The sequence below is a fragment of the Staphylococcus lutrae genome, from assembly GCF_002101335.1.
Taxonomy (GTDB): Bacteria; Bacillota; Bacilli; order Staphylococcales; family Staphylococcaceae; genus Staphylococcus; species Staphylococcus lutrae.
Map to the genome: position 1 here is coordinate 1,437,102 of NZ_CP020773.1, position 20,648 is coordinate 1,457,749.

Genomic DNA, 20,648 nt, shown 5'->3' on the forward strand with positions numbered 1-20,648 from the left:
TTCCCACTGCCCTACTGTGAACATGTCATTTTTTGTTGCAGTTCGCATCACTCATAATAGCGGTCACTATCGAGTGTGCCATGGCGTGCAAAGTGACATAAGTCATGTATCATTTGAGTGCTGAGCTGTTGTTCTCTGTTTGTGATCTCAAGCCCATGCGCAGTTAAAATATCGAGACGACCCATCCAAAAAATGACGTCTAAAATATGATAGGCTGACGAATAAGATGAATGGTCGGTACGTGACCAATTGAAGATGGTGCGCCAAGTGGGGGTGATTTGTGACAACGTTTGATACAGTTGCTGAAAGGGTTGATTAAAATATAGCGCTGTAATCATGTCGCGTTGCTGTTGTGCTGTCGTCAGTTTTTCAATGGTAGGAATCGGGTGTCCTGCACGCGCAAGTATGTTTTGAAATTGTTGGGGCGGAAGCTTTTTTTGTTCGCTTTTGATATAAATATCGCCCTCTGACGTTGTGAGACCCAGTAGTATCGGGCATGTCACGTTATGAAAATCTGTCTCCATTTGAGGCGTTGCCACCGGTTGATATAACAATTCTAGTCCTTTTGAAGGTCCGTATTGTGCTTGTTGTGCAGCCATCAAAGCTAATATGTCATCTGCATGGAGGTCATGCCACTGGTGTTCTGGAAAGTACGTTGTTTTTAGAGATTGAAATGCATGTGCTTTTTCTCGTGCCACTTTAGGAGATTCTAAGCTGAGCACACCGCTGAGCAGGACGGCGTTTTTGACTAAGTCACGCACTTGAGGCATGCGTAGAAGTGCTTGAATGCTCATAGCACCGGCTGATTGTCCCATCATGGTAATCCGTTGGGGATCGCCGCCAAAGTAGTGAATATGCTCGGATACCCACTGGAGAGCGCAGTATTGGTCAGAAAGCCCATTGTTGATGTCCCAGTCCGGGTGAATCGCGGACCAATCTAGAAAACCAAGTGCGCCTAGCCGATAATTAAAAGTCACAACAATGACGGATTCACGTTTGACGATTTCATGGGGGTGGTAGAGTTCTTGCGCACTGTGTCCGTTTATAAAACTTCCTCCGTAAACATAAACGATGACGGGTAAAGGTTCAGTGGTAGACTGTGTTGGGCGCCAAATGTTTAAGGTAAGGCAGTTCTCACTCTGTGGGGCGTACTGTATTTGGGTTGCAAAAAAAGATTCCAAACGATTTGGGGGTTGGATAGGGACAGGACCGAATGCTGTCGCTTGAAAACCCTCAGGCCATCCAGTCATGCGTTGTGCATGCTTAAAACGTAATGAACCGATGGGAGGATGGGCATAAGGAATCCCTTTAAATACCTCGTAATCTCTATAACGTGTGCCAAAAATCGTACCGATAGGGGTTTTCATTTCCATCGAAAGACCTCCTTATAATTGAATATATCTATTATAACTGATAAATAAGCTTTTTTATGACTATCGACAATCTAGCAAGGCACGTGAATTGCATGCAATGTCTATTTGATTTATAATTCATATGAATTAACTAAGGATTAAAAGTTGAGCTGGGGGGATAGGGTTGAGAAATTTCGATTTGATTGGTCAAACACCACTTGTGCAACTTGAACATTATAGTACAGAGCGTGTCCAAATCTACGCCAAGCTTGAGATGTATAACCCGGGTGGTAGTGTGAAAGACCGATTAGGTAAATATTTAATTGAGCAAGCGATACAATCCGGAGCCCTTCGTTCCGGAGAGACAATTGTCGAAGCGACGGCTGGGAATACGGGGATTGGTTTAACGATCGCTGCCAATCATTATCAAATCGCTTCCGTTATTTTTGCGCCAGAAGGATTTTCAGAAGAGAAAATTTCAATTATGCGTGCACTAGGTGCTGAAATTTATCGGACGCCTCGGTCAGAAGGGATGCTTGGTGCACGTAAAGCGGCTGAAGCTTTTGCTACACAAACGGGGGCTTATTATACGAATCAATTTGAAACAAAGGCTAATCCGGCAGCCTACCGTGAGACATTAGCACGAGAACTGATTGAGGCGTTACCTGATTTAGATTATTTTGTAGCGGGTGCGGGTTCTGGCGGGACGTTTGCGGGTGTAGCTGAAGCGTTACAACCTTATCATGTTCAATCGGTTGTCGTTGAGCCCACTGGTTCCGTATTAAGTGGTCAAGAAAAAGGGCGCCATGATACGGAAGGTATCGGGGTTGAAGCATGGCCAACATTTTTAAATAAAGCATGGATTCAAGCGATTGAGGTTGTATCAGATGCAGTGGCGTTTGAGCATGTGAAAAACCTAGCGCGTTATGAAAGTCTATTGGTAGGAAGCTCTTCAGGTGCTGCGTTAGAAGGAGCACTCAGAGTTGCAAAACGATTAGATCAGGGTAAAATCGTGGTCATATTTCCGGATGGGAGTGACCGCTATATGTCAAAAAATATATTTCAATATGGAGGAAGTTCAAATGAATAAAAAGACTTTACTGATTCATGGAGGAAAGACGACAGATGCATACACGGGTGCTGTGACAACACCTATTTATCAAACGAGTACATATGAGCAAGATGCGATTGGTGAATTGAGACAAGGATATGAGTATTCACGTACAGCTAATCCAACGCGTGATGCACTTGAATCTGTGATTGCTGAATTAGAACAAGGGCGATATGGCTTTGCGTTTGGTTCAGGGATGGCTGCAGTGAGTGCTGTGATGATGTTGCTTGATCAAGGGGATCATGTGATTGTCGGTTCAGATGTTTATGGAGGCTCCTATCGAGCAATGACGCGTGTCTTTGCTCGGATGGGCATCGAATTTGACTTTGTAAATACGACCGATATTAAAAATATAGAAGAAAAAATTAAAGCACATACGAAAATGTTATTTATTGAAACTCCGTCAAATCCATTGTTGCGTGTGACTGATATTGAAGCGGTGAGTCGATTAGGGCAGCAACATCAATTGCTTACCGTTGTGGATAACACATTTATGACACCCTATTTTCAAACGCCACTCACACTTGGAGCGGATATTGTGCTCCATTCAGCGACAAAGTATTTAGGAGGGCATAGTGATGTCGTAGCTGGACTGGTGGTCGTCAAAGATGAAAAATTAGCTGAACGTGTCGGATTTATCCAAAATTCGACTGGTGGCGTCCTTGGACCACAAGATAGTTATTTGTTGATTCGTGGAATGAAAACATTAGGTTTACGTATGGATCAAATTGAACGAAATGCGAGAGCAGTTGTTGAAATGTTATCGCATCATCAAAACGTGGAAGCAGTGTATCACCCAAGCCTTACATCACATTACAATTATGATATTCACCAAGCACAAGCTGAAGGAACGACAGGAGTGGTATCATTTGTGGTTGCAGATGTTGACAAAGCAAAGCGTCTTGTCAAGCAAACGAAGTATTTCACCTTGGCAGAAAGCTTAGGTGCAGTTGAAAGTTTAATTTCTGTACCGAGTTTAATGACACATGCCTCTATTCCACCAGAAATCCGTGCCAAAGAAGGCATTGTAGATGGCCTGGTGAGAGTCTCATTAGGAATAGAAGATACGGATGATTTAGTTGCAGATTTGAAACAGGCGTTAGATGCGTTGGTATAATAAGACAGAATGGAATTGGCCGTGGTGTCTGAAAACGATGAAACAGAAGGCTACGCATAGCATGATACATGTATTGTATCAGTGCCGTTTTTAAACTTGTGTCGATATGTACCTCAAAAGTTGGCGTTAACACGCAGCTTTGAGGTGCTTTTTTATATGGAGAGAGTGGGGTGTACCGTCTTACTGAAGTTTCAGAGCACAGGACGTCATCGTGTGGAAGTGTTATTTAAATGGATGGACTTTAAAAATAAAGCTTGATAGAATTTAAAACGTATCATTTAGATTTTCTAAAATTCAATATATCTTGAAATACAATTGCAACCTATTATGCGCTACTTTCAACACGGATCATCCCATGATAATCGCAACAATTCAGATGTTTTTTTTCCATAACAATATGTAACATACTTTCACAAGTAGGGGGGATGGGCTGTAATTCGCAATATAACAGGAGTAATAGCGAGAAAAGGGCGCTTTTGTGATGTTATTGTAAAGGTCTATCAATCAATGTTGGAGCCCATTGTCCTGTAAAGTGTAGGAAGTATCGAATCAAGGGCGTGGAAAGGTAGCGCTTTTTTTGCGGGAAAATTTTGTAATCATAATGTTATATAACAGACATATTTCCACACTACAAAAGGTGTATAATATAAAACTGTATAAGAATATTATCTTCTATTTTATAAGGAGGGAAACGAATGCGTAAAAAGATTATGACAGCCATGGTTGGTACAACAGCTGTTGCAACATTGGTAGCAAGTCATGCGGACGCTTCGACTTACCAAGTGAAACCCGGGGACTCACTTTGGTTAATTGCAAACCAATTCAATACAACAATTGCTCAACTTAAAGCAGATAATAATTTGTCTTCTAATTTAATTTTCCCCAGACAAATTTTGAAAGTATCAGGAAGTAGTAGTACACGTACACAAAGTCAATCATCAAGTTCAAGTCGTACAAGCTATTACACGGTTCGACCTGGAGATTCATTGTCACTTATTGCATCGAAATATGGGACAACGTATCGTCACATTATGGATTTAAATGGATTGACATCTTTCCTTATCTTTCCTGGTCAACAGCTTAAAGTAAGTGGTACAGCGTCAACACCAAGCAAACCTGCAAGACAGTCGAAACCGGCTTCTACATCAAACACGTCTTCAGGAAATACAACTTTTTACACTGTTCAACCGGGAGACTCACTATCGCTTATCGCATCTAAATACGGCACTACATATCGCCACATTATGGATTTAAATGGGTTGACTTCTTTTCTTATTTTTCCTGGTCAACAACTTAGAGTGAGCGGTACAGCTCAAAAGACATCGCCTACAACATCAACGACGGCAAAAACGACAACAAATACAGGTTATACATCTCCTGTGTTCAATCATGCGAATCTTTACGATTGGGGACAATGTACATGGTATGTGTTTAATAAACGTAAAGAAGCAGGTCGTGGGATTAGTACGTATTGGTGGAATGCGAATGCGTGGGACGATAATGCCGCACGTGACGGTTACACAATTAATCATTCACCAGAAGTAGGTTCAATTTTACAGTCTGATTTAGGCTACTACGGACATGTTTCTTATGTGGAACGTATTAATTGGGATGGAAGCATCCTAGTATCAGAGATGAATTTCAGTGCAGCGCCAGGTGTATTGACATATCGTACGGTGCCAAGCTATCTTGTAAATTCATTTAAGTATATTCATTAATTTGCATTTTGAATGTCGTGGTGTGTGCCAAATTAAGTCGTACGCCTTATGTTTTCGACATGAATATAAAATAGTCATACGAATCGAGCAATGATATGACATGTCGTTCATTGATTCGAAATAACAAGCATGTACTTGGACTGGGGTGTTCGAGTGCGTGAGCTAAAAAAGTCGTTAAAATTCATTCTTTGGATTTTAGCGGCTTTTTCAGTTCGTCACACAAAAAAAGCCAGCGCATATGTGGCTGACTTTCTACTAAATCTTATCAAGTGCAGATGAAACGTTTGTTTTAACGCTATCGTGACGTTTCGTGTTGGGTTTGTATCGCTTTGACTTTTTTGACAGCACCGAGTACTTGACGACCCATAGAAAAAACGGACCAAGCTTTGACGAATTTATTTTTAGATCCGAATGATAGATAAAAATCAAGGAAAATATCAGTAACCCCGATACCGACAGAAATATAGCTTAATTTGCGGTTTTTTGAGCGATAAACATATGAATTATAGAAGTCTACGAGTAAGGTTGCACCTGATAATGCCCCTGATAGAAGACTTAAAGACTTTTTTGATTTTTTTGCCATCGTATCCCCCTCCATAAAGTGCATGATGTCATTTATTATAACATTTTCAGGCGAAAATCACCGCTATTTGCTTCCATCATTCGTGTGAGAAGAACGAGAGTCTTAGTGATAAATCGGTCAAATGTATGAGAGGGTTATAAGTGAAAATACTGAAGTCATTTGTTATTATTCAATTAGGAAACAACTTGATATATAAGTTATAAAAATCTAAGAAGTCAAGTTTGAAGAAGTTAATTGAATTAGATTACTAAATTTTGAAAATAACAAAAAAACGGAGTGATATCATTGAAACAATTGACAAAGATAGGTATCGTAGCCAGTTTAACTTTAGGGTCGCTGTTAGGTACTTCAGCTGTAGGAAATACACAACTTACGAATGCGCATGCAGCGTCAGCACAACAGACACCGTATTACACATATAGTGGTTTGTTTAATTATAGCGGAAATGCAACCTTGGACAATGCTTACTTCTACAAAGCACTGCAACATGATAACTTTAAATATGAAGGTTTGAAGGTCGGGACGTCAACATACGACGAAGTCAAAAAAGCGCTTGGCAATGGTTTGAAGAAATACTATGTGTCAAAAGGCGTCACATACTATGAAAAAAATGACGTTATCGTCGGTATTAATAGCAAGAATCAGTTAGTTAACTTGACGTTGCTTATTGATAAAGTGAATCATAGCGCACAATCGATTCGCAAACATGTGAAAGAAGGCGAAATTTATGATGCGAAAACGACACAAGTCGCATTTTATCCGGGCAACTCGATTGTGATTAAAGCAAAAGAAAGTAAGTAATTCACTTCAATTGAGTCCGTCTCTATTTGCCATAGTGAGCACAGCGTCTGTGAGATGACTTTATATGGATTGTATCATGCAGGTGCTTGCGATGATTGTCTGATTGATATTGTGAAAAGCTCCAAAATTCATGAGAAAAAATGAATTTTGGAGCTTCTTTAATAGCGATGACATCATATGATGATATGTGAAATCGTGCGTTTTGATATGTTGTAACTTGCTACTGACAAACAAATATGGCGACTCTGTTTGTCTTATAGATATCTGCAATTTTCAGCTTAATCAAGATGAAATGGTAAACGATGGCGGTGTTTGACGAGCCACGCGGTGATGAATGCTGTAATTGGAATACATATCGCAATGGCAATCCCACCTAATGCAATCGTAATTAACTCTTGTGCGAAGAGTTTAGCATTGAGTAAATGCGCGACACTATAATGTAAATTGAAAAACCAGAATACAATCGTCATAGATCCTCCAATTAATGCGAGATAGATTGTATTTGCGGAAGTCGCTAATATTTCACGCCCGACGCGCATCCCGGATTGAAACAGTTCTCTTTGTGTTAGGGTAGGGTTTGTTTCATGTAATTCAAAAACAGGTGAGCTGATTGTAATTGCAAGATCAATCACTGCTGCAATGACTGCGAGTAGGACGGTGAAAATCATAAATTGTTCCATGTCCATCCCTATATTTAATGAAAAGATGTATGTTTCATCTTGCTCTTCTTGGGTGAAACCTTGGAGGTGGCCCCAATGTACAGAAAAGTATACTGCGCCAATCATTAGTATAGTGGTTACCACACTTGCGATAAAAGCGGCCAATGTTTTCGTATTGAAACGATTGAGCAAAAATAAATTGATGAGCGCAACAATAATGCAGAAAAGAAAAGTGAGCAAATAAATCGGCGCTCCGAACAGCATGATAATCACAGTAATGAACAATACAATAAAGTTTAAAAATAGCGTGAGAAACGCAACAAGTCCGGTCTTACCTCCAAAAGCTAACATGAGTATAAAAAGAATGACGCCGAGAATAACAATCGCATTCATTGTGAGTCACCTCCTTGCCATTTGAACCAGAGACGCATGAGAAAAAGCGTAAGCGGTATGGTCAATACAATACCGATTCCCCCAGTCATTGCCCGGGAAATTTCTAACGACCAGTTCATAGAAATACTATAAGTTAAGGTATTACCATTCTTCAAATAGAGCAAGAGTAAAGGTAAGCTACCTGCGAGATATGAAAATAATAAGATATTTGTCATCGTACCCATAATATCTCGACCGATATTTCGACCTGCTTGAATCCAACGCTGGATTGAAATTTGTGGTGTACGTTGCAACACTTCATACATCCCACTTGAAATTGTAATCGCAACATCCATGACAGCACCTAATGTTCCAACCATCACAGAGCTAAGAAAAACGGTTCGAGGTTGAATCGTAAGGAAACTCATCGTTTCATATTTAATGCCTTGGCTATCAGTTAATGTGATGACGAGCCATGCGATGAAGATGCAAATGAATGTCCCTAAAAGTGTACTGACAATCGTGATGACTGTACGCATTGACCAACCAATGACGAGCCATAAAGTTAAAGTTGTGGCAATGATTGTAGCAATCATCATCAATACAAACAAATCTAATTGGGGATACGTATGGTATAACTGAATCGCCAAAAGAATTGCGATCGTATTAATGAGTAAAGATACAATGGATTGTAAGCCAATACGTTGTCCGACTACGAGCAAACATATCAAGAAAAGACTGATGATCGTGACGATGACGGTATCTCGTTTCTTCTCAATAATATATGTATCTGTTTTATCTTTTCCGATATGGAGCAACACTTTATCACCTGGATGGTAGGCCTGTTCTTCGGTTTTAGATGCATTATATCGATGCTCAACGTGAAGGGTGTCTCCTTTTTGTTCAGTATTTAATAGTTTGATGTTTAACGTATCGGTGTATTTAATATCTTGATTGTGTTGTGCATCTACTGTTTTTTCTTGTTGATGCGTCTCGATTTGAGTCACTTCACCAATAGGGATATGGTAAAAAGTGCTGTTATAACGAGTGAACAGAATAGCCATTATTGCAATAGTCACACTGATTGCAATAATCAAATAGCTTCTTTTATATAAAAGCTGCTTCATAAGACATGTCTCCTTAATGATAAATCGAACGTTGTTGTATATGATTGACAATGATTTGAACGACATCATTGCGCAATGGTTTTTGTAAATCTCGTCGATACACAAGTTGTACCGTTTTCTTGAAATCGGTATGCGACAATGATATTTTTTTCCATTGCTGACTTTGACTATATAAGTTGATGTAAGCAGGTGCAAGTACAAAGCCTTTTTGGTTTTGCAAAACAAATCGTGCAAAGGCAACATTGTTTATCGTATGGATTGGCATCTCGGCATGCGTGACTAGGTATGATTTTAAGTCGCTCGGTATAGGTTCAAGCACGTATAACGGTTGCTTCAATAAATGTGACAGCGGTGGATGAGGGACATTCATGAGCGGTGCATGCGTTTCTCCATAAAGGACATACGTCTCCTCAAAAAGTGAGATGGTTTCATAGCTGTGATCCATCCTCAAATCTGTCGTCAGTGCTAAATCAATTTCTTGCGCTTGCAATGCTTGTAACGTCGTTGCTTCATCAAGTAGGCTCGGAATGATTGATAAAGCTAACTCATTTTCAATCGTTTGCATCACTTGAGGTAAAATTTGACCAATCGAACCGTCGACATAACCAATTGTAAAGACGCTCTGCTTTTGGTGGACTTGTGTCTGAAATTGAGATAAGGTGGTGTCGACTTGTTCTAATATTTGTTGTGCATGTTCCAGCAATTGCTTGCCTTCAGATGTTAAAAAGACATTGCGTCCACGGCGATAAAATAATGAAGTTTCGAGCTCATTCTCCAGATTGTGAATGTGCCGGCTAATTGCGGATTGTGCGACATTCAGTTCGAGTGCTGCTTCTGAAATATGTTCACGCTTTGCCACTTCTACAAAATACTTTAGTTGTTTAAGCTCCATATCACTGCCCCCTCGCCTTTATATTATCTCAAAATGAGATGAATTTCATCTCATGTATATATTGATGTGATAAATCGGTTTGCTGTATAGTTTAAATATTACTAAAGAGAGGTGTCAGAAATGTCTAACAATTATCCTTATTCAAAAATTGGACTCTATGACAGTCGTGAAGAACATGATGCGTGTGGAATTGGTTTTTATGCCAATATGAATAATGAACGTTCTCATGCCATTGTTGAGAAGTCTTTAGAAATGTTGCGCCGTCTCGATCACCGTGGGGGCATTGGTGCGGACGGTATTACGGGTGACGGTGCGGGAATTATGACTGAAGTCCCATATCAATATTTCTCAGAAGTCGTTGATTTTGATTTGCCGAATGAAGGTGAATACGCTGTGGGGATGTTATTCACCAACGTATGGCTTTCTGACACGCCTCATGCAACAGCAATTGCCTCTTTCTTTGAAGAGGAAGGGCTCCGTGTTCTCGGGTATCGTCAAGTGCCCGTTGATGTAGCTTGTCTGGCATCACACGTTGCGGAAACGATGCCCGTGATTCAACAAGTTTTTGTAACGAATGAAAAAGCAACCCACTTTACACGTGCACTGTATTTGGCGCGTAAACAAATTGAAAAATATGGGGAGTCACATCAATTAGATTTATATTTTACGAGCTTATCAACTCGAACAATCGTTTACAAAGGTTGGTTACGCTCTGATCAAATTAAATCTTTATATGTAGATTTACAACATCCGTCTTACGTGTCGAAGTTTGGTTCCGTGCATTCCCGATTCAGTACGAATACGTTTCCAAGTTGGGAGCGTGCACATCCTAATCGTTTGTTGATGCATAATGGTGAGATTAATACGATTCGTGGAAATGTGAACTGGATGAGAGCGCGTCAACGCCGTTTGATAGAGACGATTTTTGGTGATGATCAACATAAAGTGCATCAAATTTTGGATGAAGATGGTAGTGATTCAGCCATTGTTGATAACGCTTTAGAATTTTTGAGTTTGGCGATGTCTCCGGAACAAGCGGCGATGTTGCTTATCCCAGAACCGTGGTTGTATAACGAAAGTAACGATCCCAAAGTACGAGCGTTTTATGAGTTTTATAGTTATTTAATGGAACCGTGGGATGGACCTACAATGATTTCATTTTGTGATGGCGATAAATTAGGCGCTTTAACGGATCGAAATGGTTTGAGACCAGGCCGTTATACAATTACAAAGCAAAATGAGATCGTCTTTTCTTCTGAAGTCGGTGTGGTAGATGTTGATGAAGCAGATGTAAAATTTAAAGGACAGTTGAATCCTGGAAAATTGTTGCTTGTCGATTTTAATCAGCATAAAGTGATTGAAAACCATGAGTTAAAAACGGTCATTGCTGAACAACAACCTTATCTTGAATGGTTAGAAAATCATCAATATCAGCTCGATTTAGAAGCGGTGCCTTATGAAAAAGGGAAGATGACATCAGAGCAAGTATTTAAGATGCAACAACGCTTTGGTTATACGAAAGAAGAATTGGACAAATATTTAACGGAGCTTGTCAGTGGGGGGAAGATCCGATTGGGGCAATGGGCTATGATGCGCCTTTAGCTGTGTTGAGTGAACAACCGGAATCACTGTTTAACTACTTCAAACAATTATTTGCGCAAGTCACCAACCCGCCTATTGATGCTTATCGTGAAAAAATAGTGACGAGTGAACTGAGCTATTTAGGAAAAGAAGGGAATTTACTACAACCAGGACCGGATGCATTGCAACGCGTTCAATTGAAACATCCAGTGCTGACGCCAGCACAATTGAACGTTATTGGGCAACAAGCGTTGAAAACGGCTTATTTTTCAACAGGTTATACAGATGGATTGAAAGCAGCCCTAGATGCACTTGGCGAAGCGGTTGTACAAGCCGTTCGTGAAGGCGCTGAGGTGATTGTCTTAGATGATAGCGATGTGACGCAACCTGATCGATATGCGATGCCGACTTTGCTCGCAGTCAGTCATATTCACCAGTTGCTCATTCGTGAAAATTTACGTATGCAAACGAGCATCGTTGCACAATCAGGCGAAACGCGTGAAGTGCATCATCTCGCATGTTTAATCGGTTATGGTGCAAATGCCGTAGTGCCTTACCTTGCGCAAGAAACGGTGGCAGAGTTGACGGAACACGGAAAATTAGAAGGTGAAGTGAGTGCAAATGTGTTGCGCTACAATGCGATCTTATCGGAAGGTCTCATTAAAGTCATGGCGAAGATGGGAATTTCAACAGTCCAAAGTTATCAAGGGGCGCAAATCTTTGAGGCTGTAGGTCTATCAACGTCAGTAATCGACCAATATTTTACGGGCACAACCTCAAAATTATCGGGCATCTCCATTGAAACATTAGATAAGGAAAATAAAGCGCGTCAAGTCGTGAAAGGCGATACATTGGCGCCAGGAAGTACATTCCAGTGGCGACAACAAGGGCAACATCACACATTTAACCCAACGACGATTCGCTTGTTACAACATGCTTGTCGTGACAATGACTATGCACAATTCAAAGCATTTTCAAAAGTGGCGAACGAACAAACAAGTAGTCATATTAGAGACCTGTTTGCTTTTAAATCACAAACTGCTATTGATATTGAACAAGTAGAATCAGTTGAAGAAATTGTGAAGCGCTTTAAAACGGGTGCGATGAGTTATGGCTCTATTTCTCAAGAGGCGCATCAAACGTTAGCTGAAGCGATGAATCAATTGGGTGGTAAAAGTAATAGTGGTGAAGGTGGAGAAGCACTTTCGCGTTATGAAACACAAGCAGATGGACGCGACTTCAAAAGTGCAATTAAACAGGTGGCTTCTGGTCGTTTCGGCGTGACAAGCCATTATTTACAACATGCGAAAGAAATACAAATCAAAGTAGCGCAAGGTGCGAAACCTGGTGAAGGGGGTCAGTTGCCAGGCAGTAAAGTGTATCCGTGGATTGCTGAAGTACGTGGTTCAACACCTGGAATTGGTTTGATTTCACCGCCACCACACCATGATATTTATTCTATCGAGGATTTGGCACAATTGATTCATGATTTGAAAAATGTAAACAGAGACGCAGATATTACTGTGAAATTAGTGTCAAAATCAGGCGTAGGAACGATTGCGGCAGGGGTCGCAAAAGCTTTTGCCGATAAAATTGTCATTAGTGGATATGATGGTGGGACAGGTGCCTCTCCAAAAACGAGTATTCAACATGCTGGTTTGCCATGGGAACTTGGGCTTGCTGAAACGCATCAGACGCTCATGTTAAACAATTTACGTTCACGTGTTCGTCTTGAAACAGATGGTAAGCTACTCACGGGTAAAGATGTGGCGTATGCATGTATCTTAGGTGCAGAAGAATTTGGTTTTGCGACCGCACCTTTAGTTGTCTTAGGGTGCATTATGATGCGTGTCTGTCACAAAGACACTTGTCCAGTGGGTATTGCCACTCAAAATGGGGATTTGCGTCAATTGTACACAGGGAAAGCGCAACACGTGGTGAACTACATGCGTTTTGTTGCTGAAGAATTACGTGAAATCATGGCGGAACTTGGTATTCGTACTGTTGATGAGCTCGTCGGACGTACGGATCTGCTCAAACGTTCTTCTGCTGCGTATCATCATCCGAAAGCGCGCGAGATGGAATTGGAACGTTTGTTACATCAACATGAAGGACCACGTACGAAAATCATCGAACAACAGCATGGCTTGGAAAATGGTTTTGATTTAACGACACTTCTTCCGGCAGCTCAAGCGGCGATTCAGTCGGGGACATCGTTTAAAGGTCGATTTGAAATCGGCAATGAACAGCGTAATGTCGGTGTTGTTACGGGGAGTGAAGTGACGCGACACCATGGTTTGGCGGCTTTGCCAGCAGATACGATTGTGACTGAAACTCATGGTCATGCTGGGCAAAGTTTAGGTGCATGGATGCCACAGGGAATGACGCTCCACCATACAGGTGATGCCAATGACTATGTGGGTAAAGGCTTATCTGGGGGTAAGATTGTGGTTAATGCGCCGCGTGTTGAACGCGAAGATGAAATTATTGTCGGTAATGTTTGTTTCTATGGTGCGACAAAGGGTGAAGCGTATATCAATGGTCGTGCAGGCGAACGTTTTTGTATTCGTAATAGTGGCGTGCATGTGGTCGTTGAAGGTGTAGGAGATCACGGTTTGGAATATATGACAGGTGGACGTGTCGTGATTTTAGGAGACGTCGGCAAAAACTTTGGTCAAGGTATGAGTGGGGGTGTTTGTTACGCCTTCCCAACAGACGTTGCACAATTTAAAGCACAAAACCATTTAGCAACATTGGATTTTGATACGGTAGAAGATGAAGCGGAAAAAGCCATGCTGAAAGGGATGCTCACACGCCATCTTGAATATACATCAAGTCAAAAAGCAGCGGCTATTCTTGAAGACTTTGAAGGGCAATTACAGCAATGTATCAAAATCATTCCAAAAGATTATAAGCAAATGGTTCAAAAAATTCATTATTATCAACAACATCGCCCGTCACAAGATGAAGCGCTCTTAGCAGCATTTAACGATGATGGAGCGCATAGAGAACAATCACAAGTACAAGCGATTGCTGTGTACTAAAGGAGGCTAACTATGGGTGAATTTAAAGGTTTTATGAAATATGATAAACAACAACTCGCAGAAATGCCTTTGACAGCACGTATTCATCATTACGAGGCGTATCAATCACGCTTTTCTCAAGCAGAGGCGCAACAACAAGGCGCACGCTGTATGGACTGTGGTACACCATTTTGTCAGGTGGGTGAGATGGTAGGGCGCGAGACAGTCGGTTGTCCACTCGGTAATTATATCCCAGAGTGGAATGACCTTGTTTATCGAGGTGATTTTAAAACGGCTTATGCACGTTTAGCAGAGACGAATAATTTTCCTGACTTTACAGGTTATGTCTGTCCAGCACCATGCGAAGCATCATGTGTAATGAAAATTAATCGTGATTCTGTTGCAATCAAGGGGATTGAAAGAACGATTATTGACGAGGCGTTTGAACAGGGATGGGTAAAACCAAAAATAGCCACAACACAGCGTGATGAAAAAGTGGCCATTATTGGAAGTGGCCCCGCTGGACTAGCGGCAGCAGAAGAACTGAATGCATTAGGATATAGCGTTGTCGTTTATGAGAAAAACGAAAAACCGGGCGGATTGCTCACTTATGGTATTCCCAATATGAAGTTAGATAAAGCAGTCGTTTTTCGCCGTATCCGCTTATTGGAGGAGGCAGGAATTACGTTTGAATGTAATGTTGAAGTTGGGAAAGACATCAGTAAAAGTGAGCTAGATGCGGCTTATGATGCCATTATTGTTTGTACAGGTGCTGAAAAACCAAGAGATTTGCCATTAGAAGGGCGTATGGGACAAGGGATTCACTTTGCTATGGATTATCTTACTGAACAAACGCAGCTGTTATTAAAAGAAACGACAACACAAACGATTTCAGCTAAAGGGAAAAAGGTCGTGGTCATTGGTGATGGTGATACAGGGGCAGACTGTGTGGCGACTGCTTTACGTGACGGGTGTGAATCTATTGTTCAATTCAATCGAAAAGCGCGCAAACCCGAACATTTTGAGATTAATGAGAGTTGGCCACTTGCGCAACCGGTATTAAAAAAGGATTACGCACATCAAGAATATGAAGCGAAATTCGGTCAAGAACCTCGAGCGTATGGAATACAAACGATGCGATTTGATGTCGACGATCTTGGTCACGTCAAAGGGATATATGCACAAGTCCAACAAGATAAAGCGGATGGGACGATTGTAGGGGATGACAGAGAAATATTTATTCCAGCTGATTTAGTATTATTAGCAATTGGTTTTGAAGGGGTCAACGCACCATTAACACACGCGCTTGAACTAAAAGTGAACCGTCAAAAAATTGAAGCGAATGCGACAGATTATCGCACGAACCAACAAAAATATTTTGCCGCTGGAGATGCGCGTCGAGGCCAAAGTCTTGTTGTTTGGGCGATCAAAGAAGGTCGTGAAGTGGCACAATCAGTAGATAAATACTTAAGCACAAAAGTTTTTGTATAAAATTTGTAAAATTCTTGTTGACAATGTGAACGAGCTATAATAATATATGTTATGTGCTCGTCACACGGAGGAATACCCAAGTCTGGCTGAAGGGATCGGTCTTGAAAACCGACAGGGGCTTAACGGCTCGCGGGGGTTCGAATCCCTCTTCCTCCGCCATTATAAGTAAAATCCAAGACTAATAGATATAAAAGCCAAACATTCAAGAGATTGAATGCTTGGCTTTTTTTAGGTGCGCCGTCGATAGCGCACGTATCGATCTCCCCTGCGCGTCTGTATGACAGATGTGTGGGGGTTTACTGTTGCAGTGAAACCGTTGCTGAACCGATTTATAGTGTTTACAAATGAGTGTATGAAATGTAGAGGTGAAGTGTTCGAATTTTATGACAGGAGATGGATGGACTATAGCGTAAAAAGAAAATAGAAATGTAAGCCTTTACAAAACTTGTACGTACAAGATACAATTGTCTATACAAGTTAAGATGGGAGTGACAAAAATGGCTGTAAAAAAGAAGGATGTTAAAGATATTATTGAAGCAATAGGGGGTGAAGAGAACATTCAGTCTGCAACACACTGTGTGACGCGACTGAGATTGGTGTTAAACGATGATCATCGGGTCGATAAAGAAAGACTGAGTGAAAATCCATTAGTAAAAGGACAATTTAAAGCAGATCAGCAATATCAAATAGTGATTGGTCCTGGAACAGTAGATGAAGCGTATAAAATATTGATAGAAGAAACCAATACGCAAGCAGTCTCAAAAGATGAAGCAAAAGCACAGGCAGCCAAAAAGGGGAATCCACTTCAACGATTGATTAAGCTCCTAGGGGACATTTTTATTCCGATCTTACCGGCAATTGTGACGGCAGGTTTGCTATTAGGGATTAATAATGTATTAACGATGAAAGGTTTGGGGAACACGCCTTCCATTATTGAACGATTTCCACAAGTCGCTGATTTTGCAAACATTATCAATGTCATCGCAACAACAGCGTTTATCTTCTTGCCTGCACTGGTGGGATGGAGTGCAATGCGCGTCTTTGGTGGCAACCCCGTACTAGGGATTGTGCTAGGTTTAGTATTGATGCACCCGCAATTATTATCACAATATGATATCGGTAAAGTGGATCATATTCCAACATGGCACATTTTTGGATTGGAAATTAAGCAATTGAATTATCAAGGTCAAGTGTTACCTGTTTTGCTTGCGGCGTACGTTTTGGCTCAAATTGAAAAAGGACTTAATAAGGTTGTACATGATTCAATTAAATTGCTTGTAGTAGGGCCTATTGCGTTATTAGTAACTGGATTTTTGGCGTTCCTTTTCATCGGTCCTCTAGCATTATGGATAGGTATGGGTATTACAACAGCAGTTCAGTTTTTGTTTAGTCACGCAGGTTGGTTAGGGGGTGCCATTTACGGTTTATTCTATGCGCCGTTGGTCATTACAGGGCTACATCATATGTTTTTAGCAGTAGATTTTCAATTGATGGGAAGTTCTTTAGGTGGTACATATTTATGGCCGATTTTAGCGCTTTCTAATATTGCACAAGGTTCTGCAGCGTTTGGGGCTTGGTTTGTCTTTAAGAAACGCAAAAAGACTAAAGAACAAGGTTTAGCAATGACATCGGGGATATCAGGATTTTTAGGTGTCACTGAGCCTGCGATGTTTGGGGTGAACTTGCCGTTGAAATACCCATTTTTTGCGGCGATTATTACAACGATGTTCACAGGTGCAATGGTTGGCGGTTCGGGTGTATTAGGACAAGTCGGTGTTGGGGGTGTGCCCGCGATGATTTCCATCCAATCTCAATTCTGGGGCATTTACAGTATTGCTACGCTGATTTCTATGATTGTCCCTGCAGTGTTAACGATTTTGTTTTCAAAACTGAGCCGTGAAAAATCGAAAAAAGCTGACGACAATCAGTCACAATAATGGAAAGTAAAAGAAGATAAAGAGAATAAGGTGGTTTGACATGGTAAAGCAAGATTGGAAGAAATCAGTCGTTTATCAGATTTATCCGAAGTCCTTTAATGATACAACAGGCAATGGTGAGGGGGATTTAAGAGGTATTATCGAGAAGCTGGACTATTTAAAGTTTTTAGGTGTGGACTATTTATGGCTCACTCCGATTTATGATTCCCCTATGAATGACAATGGATATGATATTCGTGATTATTATGAGGTGAATGCGCAGTTTGGGAGTAAAGCGGACTTAAGTGAATTGATTGACGTCGCGCATGCCAAAGGGCTAAAAATCATGCTAGATATTGTCATTAACCATACGTCTACAGAACATCAATGGTTTCAACAAGCAAAACAGTCCGCAGAAAATCCATATAGAGATTATTACTTCTTCCGATGTTCAAAAAAGGGGCCACCGACCAATTGGCTTTCTAAATTCGGGGGTAATGCTTGGCAGTACGATGAAGCGACAGATGCCTACTATTTACATTTGTTTGACGTCACACAAGCGGATTTGAATTGGGATAATCCAAAGGTGAGACATGCGCTATATGAAATGATTAATTATTGGATTGATTTCGGTGTCGATGGCTTTCGATTTGATGTCATTAATTTGATTTCTAAAGGGGCGTTTCAAAATTCAACACAGATTGGGAAAGAGTTCTATACCGATGGCCCACGTGTTCATGAATATATTCACGAAATGAATCGACATACGTTTGGGGATAAAGAGATGATGACAGTAGGAGAAATGTCTTCTACATCGATTGAACATTGTATTCAATATACACATCCAGAGCGTCAAGAATTGAGCAGTGTATTCAATTTTCATCATTTAAAAGTGGATTACCGTGATGGCGAAAAATGGACCAATCAAAAATTTGACCTTTTGCAACTCAAACAAATATTGATGGATTGGCAAACAGGCATTTCTGAAGGGGGCGGCTGGAATGCGCTCTTTTGGTGCAATCATGACCAACCGCGCGTCGTATCTAGATTTGGTACCGATGAAGATGAGACGTTGCGCCAACAAAGTGCTAAAACTTTAGCGATGGTGTTGCATTTATTGCAAGGGACGCCGTATATATATCAAGGTGAAGAAATCGGCATGACGAATCCACATTTTCATTCGATTCATCAATACCGAGATGTAGAATCGTTGAATGCTTATCGAAACTTGCGTGCGGCAAACGTTTCGGAAGAAGAAATATTAACGATATTCGGTCAAAAATCACGTGACAATTCGAGAACGCCGATGCAATGGAATGCGCAGCCTCATGGAGGATTTACTACAGGCACACCTTGGATAGATGTGGCTGAGAATTATCCAACGATTAATGTTGAAGCGGCTTTAGCAGATACGTCGTCTATCTTTTATATGTACAAGACACTCATTCATCTGAGACATCAGCATGACATTATCACATATGGTGAAGTGATACCGCGTTACCTTGATCACCCGGAACTATTTGTATATGAACGCCGTTATCAAGGTGAGACATGGTTGGTGATTGCCAACATGACAGCTGAAAAAGTGCGTTTGCCAGAAGATTTAGATGCCTCTGGTTCTGTAATACTACAAAATGGTACAATAGAAGCACGAGAACTCGATGCATATGCAGCCATCGTAATAGCAAGATAAGAAATGTGAGGCAAGCCAAATGAACAACTTGAATAAATTTCAGCATATTTATGAGCGTCTGCGTCTGGCAATTTTAAATGAAGAATATGGATATGGTGAACAATTACCTTCTGAGCATCAATTGGTAGAAATGTATCAAGTGTCACGTGAAACAGTGCGAAAAAGTTTGAACATGCTTGTGTCTGAAGGCATGATACAAAAAATTCGTGGAAAGGGTTCAGTCGTAATATATCAAGGTGTTACAGAGTTTCCATTTACGGATTTGAAAAGCTTTAAAGAAATTCAATCTCAGCTCGGACGCCACTATGAAACAGTGGTCACATGTTTTGAGCAGATAGAAGCGCATGAGGTGCCTCATGTTAAAAAAGTGTTAGAGCTCACTGCATCAAGACGCTTATGGCATATTGTTCGTTATCGACAAATTGAGCATGTGACAAAAATTGTTGACGAAGATTATGTGTTAGTGGACTTATTCCCAGACTTAACTGAGGCGATTGTTCAAAACTCATTGTATGAATATATAGAGCAACAAAAGGGTTTTGAAATCAGTTTCTCAAGTAAATCTATTACATTTGAGCCTTTTGGGGCGCAAGAGCGTGAAGCTTTTGGTGATGTGACACCTCAATACTCGGCAACAGTCAGAGGTATCGTCCATTTGAAAGATACGACAAAGTTTCAGTATAATATTTCTAAACATATTGCCACGGAGTTTAAATTTATCGATTTTTCACGACGACATTCGCATTGATGATGGTGGACGACATGTTGTGCTATTTTTAAGTGATATCACGTAGAGTTATGCTTGCATTTTAAATCATAAGTATAGTATTATTGTATGTACCGTGCTAAGCGGGGAGGTAGCGGTTCCCTGATCTCGAAATCCGCTTTATGCGAGGCCGAATTCCTTTGTGAAGGGTGCGTACTTGTAGAGTCAGCCCAAAGCACGAGGTGTTTGAAGATCTTGGTCCTATGCAATATGAACCCATGAACCATGTCAGGTCCTGACGGAAGCAGCATTAAGTGGACCCTCGTATGTGCCGTAGGGTAGCCGAGATTTAGCTGTCGACTTTGGTAACGTTTATGATGCGCATTCGACACAAAGGTGTACGGTTATTCATTTAAAAAATATGATACTTATAATAGAGATGGCAGAGTGGCTTTGTAGAGTCGCTCTTTTTTTAATACGCATCAATAGGTGGAAAGAGGTGGAAG

Annotated in this window: 13 protein-coding genes, 1 tRNA gene, 1 other RNA gene and 1 pseudogene; 11 read left to right on the forward strand and 5 right to left on the reverse strand. The window is 40.9% G+C overall.

The genetic code is table 11. From position 1 onward, the window contains the following. Positions 1 to 47: 47 nt before the first annotated feature. Positions 48 to 1,373 (reverse strand): carboxylesterase family protein, encoded by a 1,326-nt coding sequence (locus tag B5P37_RS06590; RefSeq protein WP_085237484.1) that lies wholly within the window; start codon positions 1,371 to 1,373, stop codon positions 48 to 50. 163 nt (positions 1,374 to 1,536) lie between these two features. On the opposite strand from B5P37_RS06590, the gene B5P37_RS06595 reads away from it, so the two are divergent. From B5P37_RS06595 to B5P37_RS06605, 3 genes are all read left to right on the forward strand, one after another. Further along, positions 1,537 to 2,442 carry a PLP-dependent cysteine synthase family protein gene (locus B5P37_RS06595; protein ID WP_085237485.1) on the forward strand — a complete coding sequence of 302 codons (906 nt, stop codon included), beginning with the start codon at positions 1,537 to 1,539 and terminating at the stop codon, positions 2,440 to 2,442. Continuing rightward, positions 2,435 to 3,580, forward strand: coding sequence for a bifunctional cystathionine gamma-lyase/homocysteine desulfhydrase (locus B5P37_RS06600; RefSeq protein WP_085237486.1), 1,146 nt, complete (start codon positions 2,435 to 2,437; stop codon positions 3,578 to 3,580). The genes B5P37_RS06595 and B5P37_RS06600 overlap by 8 nt, the downstream gene beginning before the upstream one ends. A gap of 695 nt (positions 3,581 to 4,275) precedes the next feature. Further along, entirely contained in the window at positions 4,276 to 5,298 is a 1,023-nt protein-coding gene (locus tag B5P37_RS06605; protein ID WP_085237487.1) for a LysM peptidoglycan-binding domain-containing protein, read from the forward strand. A gap of 295 nt (positions 5,299 to 5,593) precedes the next feature. Here the strand turns inward: B5P37_RS06605 and B5P37_RS06610 are convergent, their stop codons facing one another. Then, complete coding sequence (locus B5P37_RS06610) at positions 5,594 to 5,881, reverse strand: hypothetical protein (RefSeq protein ID WP_085237488.1); 288 nt, start codon at positions 5,879 to 5,881, stop codon at positions 5,594 to 5,596. Positions 5,882 to 6,157: 276 nt separating this feature from the next. On the opposite strand from B5P37_RS06610, the gene isaB reads away from it, so the two are divergent. Continuing rightward, complete coding sequence (gene isaB / locus B5P37_RS06615) at positions 6,158 to 6,682, forward strand: immunodominant staphylococcal antigen IsaB family protein (protein ID WP_240622379.1); 525 nt, start codon at positions 6,158 to 6,160, stop codon at positions 6,680 to 6,682. A gap of 278 nt (positions 6,683 to 6,960) precedes the next feature. Here isaB and B5P37_RS06620 read toward each other — a convergent pair whose 3' ends face one another. Genes B5P37_RS06620 through gltC form a run of 3 tightly spaced genes read right to left on the reverse strand, consistent with a single transcriptional unit; the run spans position 6,961 to position 9,732 of the window. Further along, on the reverse strand, positions 6,961 to 7,734 hold the full coding sequence (locus tag B5P37_RS06620) for a YibE/F family protein (RefSeq protein ID WP_085237490.1): 774 nt from the start codon (positions 7,732 to 7,734) through the stop codon (positions 6,961 to 6,963). Then, positions 7,731 to 8,840 carry a YibE/F family protein gene (locus B5P37_RS06625; RefSeq protein ID WP_085237491.1) on the reverse strand — a complete coding sequence of 370 codons (1,110 nt, stop codon included), beginning with the start codon at positions 8,838 to 8,840 and terminating at the stop codon, positions 7,731 to 7,733. Before B5P37_RS06625 ends, B5P37_RS06620 begins: the two co-directional genes overlap by 4 nt. 13 nt (positions 8,841 to 8,853) lie before the next feature. Continuing rightward, on the reverse strand, positions 8,854 to 9,732 hold the full coding sequence (gene gltC / locus B5P37_RS06630; RefSeq protein WP_085237492.1) for a glutamate biosynthesis transcriptional regulator GltC: 879 nt from the start codon (positions 9,730 to 9,732) through the stop codon (positions 8,854 to 8,856). 120 nt (positions 9,733 to 9,852) lie between these two features. Between gltC and gltB the strand changes: the two are divergent. The 7 genes and pseudogenes from gltB (at position 9,853) to ffs (ending at position 20,546) form a co-directional block, all read left to right on the forward strand. Beyond that, positions 9,853 to 14,357 (forward strand): annotated as a pseudogene (gene gltB / locus B5P37_RS06635) (glutamate synthase large subunit). 12 nt (positions 14,358 to 14,369) lie between these two features. After that, a complete protein-coding gene (locus tag B5P37_RS06640; protein ID WP_085237493.1) occupies positions 14,370 to 15,827 on the forward strand; it encodes a glutamate synthase subunit beta in 1,458 nt (485 codons plus the stop codon). A 66-nt stretch (positions 15,828 to 15,893) separates the two neighbouring features. Next, positions 15,894 to 15,986 (forward strand) — tRNA-Ser (locus tag B5P37_RS06645). Positions 15,987 to 16,324: 338 nt separating this feature from the next. After that, positions 16,325 to 17,764, forward strand: a complete 1,440-nt coding sequence (treP, locus tag B5P37_RS06650) for a PTS system trehalose-specific EIIBC component (protein ID WP_085237494.1) — start codon at positions 16,325 to 16,327, stop codon at positions 17,762 to 17,764. 40 nt (positions 17,765 to 17,804) lie between these two features. Then, the gene (gene treC, locus B5P37_RS06655; protein ID WP_085237495.1) at positions 17,805 to 19,436 is read left to right on the forward strand and encodes an alpha,alpha-phosphotrehalase; all 1,632 of its coding nucleotides are present in this window, start codon (positions 17,805 to 17,807) and stop codon (positions 19,434 to 19,436) included. A gap of 19 nt (positions 19,437 to 19,455) precedes the next feature. After that, positions 19,456 to 20,184: a trehalose operon repressor gene (gene treR / locus B5P37_RS06660; RefSeq protein WP_085237496.1), complete on the forward strand. Its 729-nt coding sequence runs from the start codon at positions 19,456 to 19,458 to the stop codon at positions 20,182 to 20,184. 92 nt (positions 20,185 to 20,276) lie between these two features. Continuing rightward, positions 20,277 to 20,546: signal recognition particle sRNA large type (gene ffs, locus B5P37_RS06665), an RNA gene on the forward strand. Positions 20,547 to 20,648 lie beyond the last annotated feature (102 nt).

Coding starts and splice junctions, on each gene's coding strand:
- B5P37_RS06590 (WP_085237484.1), bottom strand. CDS start 1,373: ATGGAAATGAAAACCCCTATCGGTACGATTTTTGGCACACGTTATAGA.
- B5P37_RS06600 (WP_085237486.1), top strand. CDS start 2,435: ATGAATAAAAAGACTTTACTGATTCATGGAGGAAAGACGACAGATGCA.
- B5P37_RS06605 (WP_085237487.1), top strand. CDS start 4,276: ATGCGTAAAAAGATTATGACAGCCATGGTTGGTACAACAGCTGTTGCA.
- B5P37_RS06610 (WP_085237488.1), bottom strand. CDS start 5,881: ATGGCAAAAAAATCAAAAAAGTCTTTAAGTCTTCTATCAGGGGCATTA.
- B5P37_RS06620 (WP_085237490.1), bottom strand. CDS start 7,734: ATGAATGCGATTGTTATTCTCGGCGTCATTCTTTTTATACTCATGTTA.
- B5P37_RS06625 (WP_085237491.1), bottom strand. CDS start 8,840: ATGAAGCAGCTTTTATATAAAAGAAGCTATTTGATTATTGCAATCAGT.
- gltC (WP_085237492.1), bottom strand. CDS start 9,732: ATGGAGCTTAAACAACTAAAGTATTTTGTAGAAGTGGCAAAGCGTGAA.
- B5P37_RS06640 (WP_085237493.1), top strand. CDS start 14,370: ATGGGTGAATTTAAAGGTTTTATGAAATATGATAAACAACAACTCGCA.
- treP (WP_085237494.1), top strand. CDS start 16,325: ATGGCTGTAAAAAAGAAGGATGTTAAAGATATTATTGAAGCAATAGGG.
- treC (WP_085237495.1), top strand. CDS start 17,805: ATGGTAAAGCAAGATTGGAAGAAATCAGTCGTTTATCAGATTTATCCG.
- treR (WP_085237496.1), top strand. CDS start 19,456: ATGAACAACTTGAATAAATTTCAGCATATTTATGAGCGTCTGCGTCTG.